This window comes from Cupriavidus sp. SZY C1 (assembly GCF_032190535.1).
Lineage (GTDB): Bacteria > Pseudomonadota > Gammaproteobacteria > Burkholderiales > Burkholderiaceae > Cupriavidus > Cupriavidus pauculus_C.
The window spans coordinates 101,779-114,431 of sequence record NZ_JAUANU010000013.1 but is presented as its reverse complement, the minus strand read 5'-3'; the positions used below and the strand labels follow the sequence as shown (position 1 = coordinate 114,431).

General features: G+C 68.6%; 10 protein-coding genes. 6 read left to right on the top strand and 4 right to left on the bottom strand.

All coding sequences use genetic code 11. The annotated features are described in order from the left end of the window. Nucleotides 1-24 precede the first annotated feature (24 nt). Nucleotides 25-948 (bottom strand): LysR family transcriptional regulator, encoded by a 924-nt coding sequence (locus tag QTN24_RS19520; protein ID WP_313839116.1) that lies wholly within the window; start codon nt 946-948, stop codon nt 25-27. Between the two features lie 114 nt (nt 949-1,062). Here QTN24_RS19520 and QTN24_RS19515 point away from each other — a divergent pair, with 114 nt between their 5' ends. From QTN24_RS19515 to QTN24_RS19505, 3 genes are all read left to right on the top strand, one after another. Beyond that, nucleotides 1,063-1,806 carry an SDR family oxidoreductase gene (locus tag QTN24_RS19515; protein ID WP_124685567.1) on the top strand — a complete coding sequence of 248 codons (744 nt, stop codon included), beginning with the start codon at nt 1,063-1,065 and terminating at the stop codon, nt 1,804-1,806. Between the two features lie 188 nt (nt 1,807-1,994). Next, nucleotides 1,995-4,094: a TonB-dependent siderophore receptor gene (locus tag QTN24_RS19510; RefSeq protein ID WP_313839113.1), complete on the top strand. Its 2,100-nt coding sequence runs from the start codon at nt 1,995-1,997 to the stop codon at nt 4,092-4,094. A gap of 252 nt (nt 4,095-4,346) precedes the next feature. Beyond that, nucleotides 4,347-4,868 (top strand): MarR family winged helix-turn-helix transcriptional regulator, encoded by a 522-nt coding sequence (locus QTN24_RS19505; RefSeq protein WP_313839112.1) that lies wholly within the window; start codon nt 4,347-4,349, stop codon nt 4,866-4,868. Between the two features lie 10 nt (nt 4,869-4,878). Here QTN24_RS19505 and QTN24_RS19500 read toward each other — a convergent pair whose 3' ends face one another. After that, nucleotides 4,879-6,453 carry a M20/M25/M40 family metallo-hydrolase gene (locus QTN24_RS19500; protein WP_313839111.1) on the bottom strand — a complete coding sequence of 525 codons (1,575 nt, stop codon included), beginning with the start codon at nt 6,451-6,453 and terminating at the stop codon, nt 4,879-4,881. Between the two features lie 247 nt (nt 6,454-6,700). Here QTN24_RS19500 and QTN24_RS19495 point away from each other — a divergent pair, with 247 nt between their 5' ends. Then, nucleotides 6,701-6,940 carry a hypothetical protein gene (locus QTN24_RS19495; RefSeq protein WP_313839110.1) on the top strand — a complete coding sequence of 80 codons (240 nt, stop codon included), beginning with the start codon at nt 6,701-6,703 and terminating at the stop codon, nt 6,938-6,940. Continuing rightward, nucleotides 6,937-7,056 carry a DUF883 C-terminal domain-containing protein gene (locus tag QTN24_RS19490; protein WP_313839109.1) on the top strand — a complete coding sequence of 40 codons (120 nt, stop codon included), beginning with the start codon at nt 6,937-6,939 and terminating at the stop codon, nt 7,054-7,056. The genes QTN24_RS19495 and QTN24_RS19490 overlap by 4 nt, the downstream gene beginning before the upstream one ends. Before the next feature lie 52 nt (nt 7,057-7,108). Here the strand turns inward: QTN24_RS19490 and QTN24_RS19485 are convergent, their stop codons facing one another. After that, entirely contained in the window at nt 7,109-8,041 is a 933-nt protein-coding gene (locus QTN24_RS19485) for a LysR substrate-binding domain-containing protein (RefSeq protein WP_313839108.1), read from the bottom strand. Nucleotides 8,042-8,152: 111 nt separating this feature from the next. Here QTN24_RS19485 and QTN24_RS19480 point away from each other — a divergent pair, with 111 nt between their 5' ends. Beyond that, nucleotides 8,153-9,400 carry an MFS transporter gene (locus QTN24_RS19480; protein WP_313839107.1) on the top strand — a complete coding sequence of 416 codons (1,248 nt, stop codon included), beginning with the start codon at nt 8,153-8,155 and terminating at the stop codon, nt 9,398-9,400. A gap of 118 nt (nt 9,401-9,518) precedes the next feature. Here the strand turns inward: QTN24_RS19480 and QTN24_RS19475 are convergent, their stop codons facing one another. Beyond that, the gene (locus QTN24_RS19475; protein WP_313839106.1) at nt 9,519-12,641 is read right to left on the bottom strand and encodes a CusA/CzcA family heavy metal efflux RND transporter; all 3,123 of its coding nucleotides are present in this window, start codon (nt 12,639-12,641) and stop codon (nt 9,519-9,521) included. Between the last annotated feature and the right edge of the window lie 12 nt (nt 12,642-12,653).

Sequence of the window (12,653 nt, the reverse complement as noted above, 5' to 3'; positions counted from 1 at the left end):
CGGGGTGCTTCATGAAACGACAGTTCAGCGTCCATCGAACCTGCGCGCAAGGCCCCGATTCTCAAAAGCGTCGACGACGAAGTCGATGAACACGCGCGTCTTGGGCGGCAGGAGCTTGCGGTTGGGATAGTAGAGCGTGAGCGGGCCGTTGTCTGCACACCAGCCCGGCAACAGCCGCACCAGCGCCCCGGTTTCCAGCCACGGCGCCGCGTGGGGCATCGGCAGCAGCGCCACGCCCAGCCCCTGCATGGCGGCGTGGGCCATGGCCTCGGGGTCGTCGAAGATCAGCCGCGTGCGCGGTTCGGCCAGCGCGTCCTCGCCCACCTGGTTGCGCAGGCTGTAGGCCCGCAGGCGGCCGGTGGACGCCGAGCGGCGGGCGATGCCGTCGAACGCGGCCAGGTCGGACGGGTGGCGCGGCAGCGGGCGGCCGCGCAGGTACGACGGCGCGGCCGTGGCGACGATGTGAGTGCGTGCCAACTGGCGCGCCACCACGCCCTCGGTCAGCTCGATGCCGCCGCCGATGGCGGCATCGAAGCCGCCGGCGATCAGGTCGACCGCGCGGTTGTCGAAGTGCCAGTCCGGGACGATGGCCGGGTAGCGCGCCAGGAAGTCGCCCAGCAGCGGCACCAGGTATTCGCGGCCGAACGCCACGCCCATGCTCACCCGCAGCACGCCGGCCGGCTTGCCGTCGTCCTGCGCGGCGCTGGCAAACGCGTCGCGCAGCGTCGAATACGGGTGGGCCACCTGCCGCAGGAACTGCTCGCCGCCCAGCGTCAGCGTGAGCTTGCGCGTGCTGCGCTGGAACAGGCGCAGCCCCAGGTGCTGCTCCAGCCGGGCCACGTTCTTGCTGACGGCGGCCGGGGTCAGGCCCAGGCGCCGGGCGGCGGCCGAAAAGCTGCCGGTCTCGGCGCTCTGGACAAACGATTCGAGCAGGTTCAGGGCTTCCATGGCGCCGCATCTTATACCAATGGTTGAAGAAGTTGATCGGGATTTCCGCCTACCGGCAACGGAGTGCGCCGCCCATACTCGGTTCACCTTCACTGACATCCCAAGGAGCCGATCATGACCACCCCTCTCACCAACAAGGTAGCTTTCGTCACCGGCGGCGCACGCGGCATTGGCGCGGCCATCGTCCGCCGGCTGGCCCGCGACGGCGCCGCCGTGGCCTTCACGTACCAGAGCTCGGGCGCCGCCGCGCAGGAACTGGTGGCCGCCATCGAGGCCGCCGGCGGCCGGGCCCGGGCCTATGCCGCCGACGCGGCCGACGCCGCCGCGCTGACCCGCGCCGTCAACGACGCCGCGATCGACTTCGGCCGCATCGACATCCTCGTCAACAACGCCGGCGTGCTGTACCTGGGCCCGGTGGACACCTTCGCGCTGGAAGACTTCGACAAGACCGTGGCCGTCAACGTGCGCGCCGTGTTCGTGGCCAGCAAGGCGGCGCTGTCCCACATGGGCGAAGGCGGCCGGATCATCAACGTCGGCAGCACCAATGCGGACCGCATGCCGTTCGCCGGCGGCGCGGCGTACGCGATGAGCAAGTCGGCGTTGAAGGGGCTGGTGCAGGGCATGGCGCGCGACCTGGGCCCGCGCGGCATCACGGTCAACAACGTGCAGCCGGGGCCCGTGAACACCGACATGAACCCGGAAAACTCCGATTTCGCCACGTCGCTGCACGGGCTGATGGCGCTGCCGCGCCACGCCCATCCGGACGAGATCGCCAGCATGGTCGGCTACCTGGCCGGGCCGGAATCGAGCTTCGTCACCGGCGCCAGCCTCAATGTGGACGGGGGCTTTGCGGCGTAACGGCTGGCTGGCCTCCACGACGCGCGAGGGGCGGACGATGGTCCGCCCGTTGTCATTCTTGTATCTATTTGGAGACAAAGATCGCAAGCAAGGCGCAAATGCGAACAATTCCTATTTATAATTCGGCGCTTTCGTCACCTCGGTGACGCCTTTTTCGCCGCATCTTGCGGCCCCGCCGGAAATCCCCGATGTCGCTTCGCTGTCTGCTCACGCCCACCGCCCTCGCCTGCCTGTCCCTGTTTGCCCTTGCCGCCCATGCCGATGACGACGGCAGCGTGCTGCCCACCGTCACGGTCAGCGCCGGCGCCAATACCGGCGCCGACGTCGGCTTTGCCACGCGCCGGGCAGCTGGCGTGACGAAATCGAACGAATCGGCGGCGGACAGCGCGCAGTCCATCACCGTCATCACGCGCGACCTGATGGACAGCCAGCAGTCGCAAACGCTGAGCGACGTGCTCTGGAACGCCGCCGGGGTCTCCGCCAACACCTACGGCCGCCGCGGCTGGGACGACTTCATCATCCGCGGCCAGCGCGCGTCCGAATCGGTCTTTGCCGACGGGCTGCTGGTGGACAGCAACAACCGCGTGGCGCAGGAAGTGTTTGGCGCCGAGCGCGTGGAAGTGCTCAAGGGGCCGGCGTCGGTCCTGTTCGGCCAGGTGCAGCCGGGCGGGCTGGTCAACATCGTCACCAAGCGGCCCCGGCCCGAACTGTTCGGCGAACTGGGCCTGACCGTCGGCAACTACGGCCTGCGGCAGGTGACCGCCGACGTCGGCACGCCGCTCAAGCCCGGCAGCAAGGCCGCGTTCCGGCTGACGGCGCTGGCGATGGACAGCGACGATCCCACCGACCACGTCTGGTACCGCAACCGCTACGTCGCGCCGTCGCTGACGCTCGATTTTGGCGAGCGCACCGATTTCACGCTGCTGGTCAGCCACAACGAGCGCCACTACGTGCGCCAGCAGGGCCTGCCGGTCAACGGCACGCTGACGCCCAACGTCAACGGCGTGGTGCCGAGTTCGCGCTTCATCGGCGAGCCAGGCGCCCAGCCCTACGATGGCGAGCAGAACCGCGTGGGCTACGCGCTGACTCACCGCTTCGATTCGGGCTGGACGGTCAACCAGAACCTGCGCTACCAGACGTCGTCGCTGACGGGCACGTTCGTCACGGCCGGCACGATGGCCGTGAACAGCCAGACGCTGAACCGCAGCGCCACGCAACAGGACTTCTCGGGCGATTCGTTCGGCGTGGACACCAACGTGCAGAAGACGTTCGCGTTCACCGGCCACCAGCACAGCCTGACCTTCGGCGTCGACTACCGGCACACGAAGGAAGACCGGCTGCAGAAGACGTGCCGCGTGGCCGCGCTGAACGTCTACCGGCCCGTGTACGGCGCCGCCATCAACTGCCCGGCCAGCTTCAGCACCGACAGCACCGACACGCTCAACGCGCTGGGCCTGTACTTCCGCGACCAGATCCGCATTGCCGACCGCTGGACGGTCACGGCCGGCGTGCGCCACGAAACCGCGCGCTCGGCCAGCACCAACCGGCTGGCCGGCACGCGCACCGACAACGACGACCACGCCGTCACCGGCAGCGCCGCCGTGATGTACGACCTGACGCACTGGGCCCGCCCGTACGTCAGCTACGCCACGTCGTTCCTGCCGAACATCGGCACCGACGTGAACAACAGCACGTTCAAGCCCGAGAAGGGCCGCCAGGTGGAAGTGGGCGTGAAGTTCGACATGCCGGGCAAGACCGGCCTGCTGACGCTGGCGGCGTTCGACCTGACGCGCAAGAACGTGCTGGCGTCGGACCCGATCAACACCGGCTTCAGCGTGGCCGTGGGCGAGCAGCGCTCGCGCGGTTTCGAGGCCGAGCTGACGCAGGACCTGGGCAACGGCCTGAGCGTGACCGGCGCCTACGCCTACATCGACAGCGAGGTGACCGAGGACACGGTGGCGGCCAACGTGGGCAAGCCGCTCAACGCGGTGCCGCGGCACAGCTTCTCGCTGTGGACGCAGTACCGCTTCCGCGGCGCGCTGGCCGGCTGGTGGGCCGGCGTGGGCGCGCGCGGCGAAAGCGCCAAACGCGGCTACAGCTTCAGCTACACCGTGCCGGGCTACGCGGTGGCGGACCTGGGCGTCGGCTACACGGCCAACCACTGGCGCGCCGCGCTCAACATCAAGAACGTGTTCGACAAGGCGTACTACGCGGGCGGCCTCAACAACAACGTGCTGCCGGTGGGCAACCCGCGCGTGGCGATGCTGAACGTCGTGGTCAACTACTGATCGGCGGGGGCCTGCGCCGCCAGCTTCATCGGCTTCGCGCGGCGGCGCGACTTCGTCGTCAGGTTCTCTTCCTGCTTCCTGCCAATTAAGGGTCGTAGTTGACGACTCAACCTGAACGGAGCGTGGATTGACATCGGCCGATTGGCTGATCCATGGCGCGGGCCGGCACAAAGTTGCGAACAACAGGCGGTGTGAGACAATCGCAGCCGGTTTCCAGCCGGATTGCCGGCATTCCTTTTTGGCGCCCCCTTCATGTCCAGCACCACCCAGCAGTCCCCGGCCACGTCCGACATGCGCGACCCCTGGTCGGACCTCGACGAAGCCGGCACCGGCCTGACCGTCAACGATTTCCTCACCACGATGCTGAGCCAGCTTGTCACGGCGCTGCGCAACAGCGTGACCGAGCCCTATGCGTCGCAGTTCGACCTGACCGTGCCGGAATGGCGCATCCTGGCGCTGCTGGCCCATGGCGAGCCGATGTCGTTTGCCGAGCTGGTGCGGCAGTCCACGTCGGACAAGGCGCTGGTCAGCCGCACGCTGCGGCTGCTGGAAGACCGGGGACTGGTCACGCTGGAATCGGAAGGCACCACGCCGCGCAAGCGCCTGGCGTGCAAGATCAGCGAAACGGGCGCCGCGCTGCACGCGCAGGTCATCCCGCTCGCGCGGCGCGGCCAGGCGTCGGTGATCCGCCTGCTGACGCCCGAGGAACGGCACGGGCTGTACACGGGCCTGCGCAAGCTGCACGGCATCTGCACCGGCGCTGGCAAGCCCTGAGCTGGCACGCCTAGCGGAACGGCGTCTGAAGGATGCCCATCAGCGTGCGGATGCCGTCGCGGTAGTTGCCCAGCCGCATGTTCTCGTCAAAGCTGTGCTGGTTGTTGTCCGCGTTGACCAGCGGCACGATCACGAACGGCGACTTCAGCGCCTGCACGGCGGCGCCCGTGGGCACCGTACCACCCATCATGCGGATCTGCACCGGCGCGCGGCCGTAGGTGTCCTGCATCACGCCCTGCAGCCACTTGCTGACCGGCGCGTCCAGGTCGGTCCGCGCGGCGGAGCTGGACGCCGATACCTCGCCGGCCGTCAGCGACGCCAGCTTCGGATAGCGCGCCCGTTCCTCGGCCGTGGGCTCGCCGTTCACCAGGTGGTAGCCCTGCTTCTCGATGTGCTTGCGCAGCAGCGCCACCAGCGTCTCGGGCGGCGTCTCGGGCACCGTGCGCAGGTCGATATCGGCCACTGCCACTTCCGGGATGATCGTGCGCGCCTTCGGGCCGACGTCGCCGGCTGCAATGCCGCGCACGTTCAGGCTCGGGTACTGCATCGCCTCCTGGTAATTGGCGCCCACCTTCTCGGGGCTGGCAATGCCCAGCCGGCGCTTCAGCGCGGCCTCGTCGTCGGGCACGGCGGCCATGATCTGCCGGGCGCGCGCGTCGATCTTCACCGGCGTGTAGTAGCCGGGAATGGTCACGCGGCCGTTCTCGTCCTTCATCGACGCCAGCAGGCTGGCCATGCGCTGCACCGGGTTGGCCGAATAGTTGCCGTAGTGGCCGCTGTGCAGCCCCTGCGACGCGCCGAACACCTTGAGCTGCACGAGCTGGATGCCGCGATTGCCGAACACCAGCGTGGGCTGGTTGCTCTGGTGCATCGGGCCGTCCAGGATCACCATGCCGTCGTTGCGCAGCAGCGCGAGGTTCTGGCCGATGACCTGCCCCAGCGACGGCGAGCCCTTTTCCTCCTCCGAATCGAGCAGCACCTTGATGTCGACGCCGGGCTCCACGCCGGCGGCCTTCAGCGCGTCCATCGCGGCCAGGAACATCACGATGGGCCCCTTGTCGTCCGACGATGACCGCGCAAACAGCCGCCATTCCGGATCCACCGGACCCGCGTAGAGCTTGTCCAGCGGCAGCGCCTCCCACTTGCCGTCGGCCGTGCGGGCCTTCAGCGTGGCGTCCCACGGGCTCTTCTGCGCCCACTGCGACGGCGTGACCGACTGGCCGTCCAGGTGCATGTAGAACAGCACGGTCTTGCGGCCGGCAGCCGGGGCGCCCGGCGCCGCGTACTCGGCATAGACCATCGGCTTGTCGCCATTGGGCAGCGCGCGGGCCTGGAAGCCGCGCCGCGCGAACGCCTTGACCAGCCAGTCCACGTTTTTCTGGATGTCGGCCGGCACGGTGGCGTCGTTGGGAATGGCGAGCAGTTCCACCCACTCCTTGTAGCTGGCCGCCGCGGCGCGGTCAGCCGACTGTTCCAGCTGGCCGCGATCCAGCGTGGCGGCCTGCGCCGTGCCAAGCGTGGCCAGCACGAAGGCGGCCATGGTCAGCCGGCGAATACGGGCGTGGGGAGCCGATGGGGCGTGCATGTCTTCCTCTTCTGTCGTGGTAGGGCAACGCGCATTATGCGCCGCATCTGCAGCATGCAAGAAGCCGCGCCCGCTGCCCAGGTGCCGGCCGCCATGGGCCCTGGCGCGGCGAAATTTACAACGGTGCGCAACTTGGCGACCCGGAATGCGCGCGCCGCGGCCTGCAGCCCGCGCCAGCGCTGGCGCCACGCGCTGGTACGAAACATGCGCTGGCACGAATCCACCCGCATCCTTCCTGGAGACGCCCATGGACCCGAACGATCCGAACAACATCAATCCGCCGACTTCCCAGCAGAAGCTGCAATCCGATACCCGGCAACTGGCGCAGGACCTGGACGACCTGCTGGCCCAGCTGCCCAACCTGACCGGCGAAGCCATCCAGGCGGCCAAGGAGAAATTCCTGTCCAAGGCCGCGCAGGGCTCTGACAAGCTCGCGTCGATCAAGGCGTCGGTCACCGACAGCATGTCGCGCGGCCAGGATGCGTGACCGATTACACGCACAAGGAGCCGATGAAGGCGCTGGGCATGGCGCTGGGCGTCGGCGTGCTGCTGGGCGCGCTGCTCTGCCGGCCGACCCATCGTTCCAGCCGCTACGACGACTGAACGTCTTCCGGACGACCGTCCGCCCGCCTGACGCCGCGCATCGCGTGGAGGGTCAGGCCGGCGGGCCGTCGCGGCGCGCCAGATCGCCAAGTGCCGTGTGGAGGATATCGGCCAGCCGTTCCACCTCCGGCGGCATCGTCGCGGCGGCGCGCACCATCGCCAGCGACATCGAGGGCAGCGCCGGCAGGCCCGACGCCTCGGGCGACAACGCGCGCACCCCGGCCGGCAGCCCGTAGCGCGAGCGCACGGTCAGCCCCAGCCCGGCGGCGGCCGCGGCCCACAATCCCCCCAGGTTCGGACTCGAAAACGTGACCCGCCAAGGCCGGCCCGCACGGTCCAGCGCCGCGGTGGCCGCCGCGTGGAACTGGCATGGCCGGTCGAAGGCCACCAGCGACAGCGGATCGCCATCGGCCGACTCCCAGCGTTCCGTCGCGGAACCGACCCAGCACATCGGCACGGCGTCCAGCCGCTCCACGTGCCGCGGGCCCAGCACATAGCCGTCGATCTCCGCCGCCATGGCGGGCTGCATGTCGGCCCACACCAGCGCCAGGTCGCAGCGGCCGGCATCGATCCGCGCCAGCAGGTCGGCATTGCGCGACACCACCGCCTCGATGCGTATCTTGGGATGCGCCCGCGCAAACCGGCCCAACACCTCGGGCAGCAGCCCCTCGCCAAATTCCTCCTGCAGGCCGAGCCGGATGCCGCCCGACAGGTCCACGCCCCGCACGGCCGTCACGGCTTCGTCGTTCAGGTCGACCAGCCGGCGCGCGTAGCCCAGCATCGCCTCGCCGGCCGCCGTCAGCGCCAGGCCCCGGCCAGCCTTGCGGAACAGCGGCGTGCCGGCCTGCTCTTCGAGCTTGCGGATCTGGGCGCTGATGGCGGAGGTGGAGCGGCCCACGCGATCCGCCGCGCGGGCAAAACTGCCCAGTTCCATGCCGGCCAGCAGACTGCGCAGCGCGGCCACATCGAGATTGGTGCGAGACATGGCAACCATCCTGTTTTATCGAACGATGAGCGGAATATTTTCTGATTTTCAGGATAGATTCTCGGTGACAGACTGGATCGCGTCAAACCACTTCCGGATCACGTGTCACCCATGTCCCCGCACACCTTGTGTCTGTCCGATGGCGGCCGGTTGCTGGCGCCATCCCATCGCTGGAAGGTCCTGGGCGTCGGCGTGGCGGCCAACGCCAGCGTGCTGGCCGCCGTCAGCGGCCTGCCCACCACGGCCGTCTGGATGCGCAGCGGCTACCAGCTCGACACCGCCGAAGTCGGCCTGGCCGTGGGCGCCATCGGGCTCGGCACCGCCCTGTCCGAACTGCCGTGGGGCCTTGCCGCCGACCGCTGGGGCGACCGCCCCGTGCTGCTGGCCGGCCTGACGGCCACCTGCGCGGCGTTGCTGGGCATGGCGCTGTGGCTGGCGCCGGCCGCCGGGCATCTGCCGTCGCTGGCGTGGCTGGTGGTCGCCATGACGGTGGTCGGGCTGGTCGGCGGTAGCGTCAATGGCGCCAGCGGCCGCGCCGTGATGCGCTGGTTCCGCGAGGGTGAGCGCGGCCTGGCGATGAGCATCCGCCAGACCGCCGTGCCGCTCGGCGGCGGCATCGGGGCGCTGACGTTACCGTGGCTGGCATCGACCTACGGCTTTGCCTGGGCCTATGGCTGGGTGGCATTGCTGTGCGGCATCGCGGCCGGGCTGACATGGCACTGGCTGCACGAACCGCCGGACAGCCACATCAGCGCTGCCGCCCCGCCCACGCACGAGAATCCGCTACGGCGCGCCGCGGTCTGGCGTCTCGTGCTCGGCATCGGCCTGCTCTGCGTGCCGCAGTTCGCGGTGCTGACGTTCGCGTCGATCTTCCTGCACGACTACGCCCACGCCGGGCTCGGCACCATCACCGCCACGCTGGTCGCGATCCAGGCCGGCGCGATGGCCGCCCGCATCTGGAGCGGCCGCTGGACCGACCGCCACGGCAACCGCCGCGCCTACCTGCGCGGCTGCACGCTGCTATCGGCCGCGGCCTTCCTGCTGCTGGCCGCCGGCGTGCGCGGCAGCGCAGCCAGTCCCGCGCTGATGGCCGCGCTGCCGGTGCTGCTGGCACTGGCCGGCATCGCCGTCTCGGCCTGGCACGGCGTGGGCTACACCGAACTGGCCGCCATGGCCGGCGCCGACCGCGCCGGCACCGCGCTCGGCATGGCCAACACCGCAGTCTTCCTCGGCTTCTTCCTGACCCCGCTCGCGCTGCCGCATTGGCTGGCGCTGACGTCATGGCCGGTGGTGTGGGCCACCACGGGCGGGCTGGCGCTGCTGGTCTGGCCGTTGTTTCGGGCGGGTGGGCGTCGGTGAGGATTTGCTGCGGGTGATGGCCTGACCGCCGGCCAGGCGCCGGCGGCGTACTCCCCGTCGCGCCAGCCAACAAAAAAAGCCGGAGCACCCGCCCCGGCTTTTTCCATCCCACCCCGGCTCAATGCGCCAGCGAGTCGGTCAGGCGGTTGTCGTTGTCCGGCTCGCCTTCCTCGTCGGGCCAGCTTCGGCCAACCATCCACTCGTAGAGCGTCGGCAGCACGATCAGCGTCAGCAGCGTGGCCGTGATCAGGCCGCCGATGATGACGATGGCCAGCGGGCGCTGGGTTTCCGAGCCGATGGCACGCGAGATGGCCATCGGGAACAGGCCCAGCATGGCCAGCATGGCGGTCATCAGCACCGTGCGCAGCCGGTCCATCGATCCGGTCAGCACGGCCTGGCGCACCGACATGCCTTCCTGCCGCAGCTGGTTGAAGTACGTCACCATCACCACGCCGTTCAGCACGGCCTGCCCGAACAGCGCAATGAAGCCGATGGCGGCCGACACCGACAGCGGGATACCGGTCAGGAACAGCGCGAACACGCCGCCGATCAGCGCGAACGGGATGTTGGAGATGATCAGCGCAGCGCTCTTGAACGACTGGAACGCATTGAACAGCAGCAGGAAGATCAGCAGCACCGACAGTGGCACCACGATCGACAGCCGTGCCATGGCGCGCTCCTGGTTCTCGAATTCGCCAGACCAGCTGATCTTGACGTCTTCGGCATTGACGTTCTTCTTGACCAGCGCCTGCATGTCCTTCACCACGCTGCCCATGTCGCGGTCGTGGATGAAGATGCCGATCGACGTGGTGCGCTGGCCGTTCTCGCGGCTGATGTTCATCGCCCCGGACGCCGCGCGGAACGTCACGAGCTGCGACAGCGGCACCTGCGCGCCGTCGGCGGTCTGCATGAAGATGTTCGGCAGGTTCGGCAGCTCGCGCTCGCCGGGCCGCAGCCGCACCACCACGCTGAAGTGGCGCTCGCCTTCCCACAGCTCGGTGGCCGCCTTGCCGGCCAGCGCGCTTTCCATCAGGTCCTGCACGTCGGCCACGTTGATCCCGTAGCGGGCCGCCTGGGCGCGGTCGAATTCCAGCACGTACTGCGGCAGTTCGCCGTCGCGGTCGATGAACGCGCGCATCACGCCCTTGACCGACTGCACGTTGGCCAGGATCTGGTCGGCCACCTGCTTGTTGTGCTCCAGGCTGTCGCTCTGCACCTTGATCACGATCTGGCCCTTGATCTGCGAGATGCTTTCCAGGATGTTGTCGCGCACCGGCTGCGAGAAGTTCGGCTCGATGCCCGGCAACTGGCGCAGGTTGTGGTTGATCTCCTCGATGATCCGGCGCTTGTCGTAGCCGGCGCGCCACTTCTGGTCGCCCTTCAGGTCCACCAGGATTTCCACGGTGTTGATGAGCTTCGGGTCGGTGCCGTCGTCGGGGCGGCCCACCTTCGAGATCGTCGTGTTGACCTCCGGCGTCTTGCGAATCACGCCGCGCAGCATGCGGGCCTGGTCGCGCGCCTCGTCCAGCGACACCGACGCCGGCAGATCGAAGCTGACCCACATCGAGCCCTCGTCCAGCTCTGGCAGGAATTCGCTGCCCAGGAACTTGCCCACGCCGAACGTCACCACCAGCAGCCCCAGCGCCACGCCCACCACCGTCTTCTTGTTGTCCAGCGCCCAGGCCAGCATCGGCTCGTAGAGCCGCTTGCAGAAGCGGACGACGAAGTTGTCGTCGTGGGCGATGTTCTTCGTGAGCAGCAGGTGGCACAGCAGCGGCACCACGGTCAGCGACAGGACCAGCGATCCGATCAGCGCGCCGGTCACCGTGTACGCCATCGGCGCGAAGATCTTGCCCTCGTGGCGCTGCAGCGTGAAGATCGGGATGTGCGCGGCGATGATGATGACCATCGAGAACACGGTGGGCCGGCCCACCTCGGTGGTGGCCTGCAGGATCGCGTACAGCCGCGCCTTGCTGTCCTGGATCTGCTGCTCCTTGAGCTCGCCCAGCCGCTTGAAGATGTTCTCGACGACGATCACCGCGCCGTCGACGATGATCCCGAAGTCCATCGCGCCCAGCGACAGCAGGTTGGCCGGGATGCCCACCCAGGTCAGCCCGATGAACGTGGACAGCAGCGACAGCGGAATCACCAGCGCCACGATGGCCGCCGCGCGCACGTTCGCCAGGAACAGGTACAGCACGGCCAGCACCAGCAGCGCGCCTTCCACCAGGTTGCCGAACACCGTGTGCAGCGTCTTGTCGATCAGCGTGGAGCGGTCGTAGTACGGCACGATCTTCACGCCCTTGGGCAGGATCTGCGTGTCCAGCAGATCGATCTTCTGCTTCAGCGCCTCCAGCACCACCGACGGGTTCTCGCCCTTGCGCATGACCACGATGCCCGACACGATGTCGTCCTCGTCGTCCTGCCCCATCAGCCCCTGCGGCGGCGCCGAGCCCACCTTCACCTCGGCAATGTCCTTCACCAGGATCGGCGTGCCGTTGTTCTCGGCCACCACCACGTTGGCGATGTCGGCCGACGAGCGGAAGCTGCCCAGCGAGCGCAGCAGGTACTGCTGCCGCCCGTGCGCCACCGCGCCGCCGCCGGCGTTGGAATTGCCGCGCTGCAGCGCCGTGAACAGTTGCGACAGCGAGATGCGGGCGTCGCGCATGCGGCCCAGGTTCGGGTTCACTTCGTACTGCTTGATCGACCCGCCGATCGTCACCAGGTCGGCCACGCCCGGCACCTGGCGCAGGTTCTTTTCCACCACCCAGTCCTGCAGCGTGCGCAACTGCTGGGGTGTGTAACCCTTGCCGGTCAGCCGGAAGCGGAAGATCTCGCCGATGGCCGTCGACAGCGGCGCCAGCTCGGGCTGCACGCCGTCGGGCAGGTCCACGCTGCGCAGGCGCTCGATGATCTGCTGGCGCGCGGTCACGTCGGTGGCCTTGTCGTTGAAGGTCACCATCATGAACGACAGGCCGAACTGGGTGTGCGAGAACACCCGCACGGAATTCGGCGTGCCGGCCAGCGCGGTCTCGATCGGGATCGTCACCTGGCGCTCCACCTCCTCGGCGGCGCGGCCCGGGTACAACGTGATCACGTTGACCTGGATGTCCGAGACGTCCGGAAAGGCCTCGATCGGCAGGTTCTTGAACGCGGCCAGGCCGCCCGCGATGAAGATGATCAGGCCGAGCCAGACAAACAGCTTCTGGTGCAGCGCGAAATGAACAATGCGCGAAATCATCGGTCCGCCGTC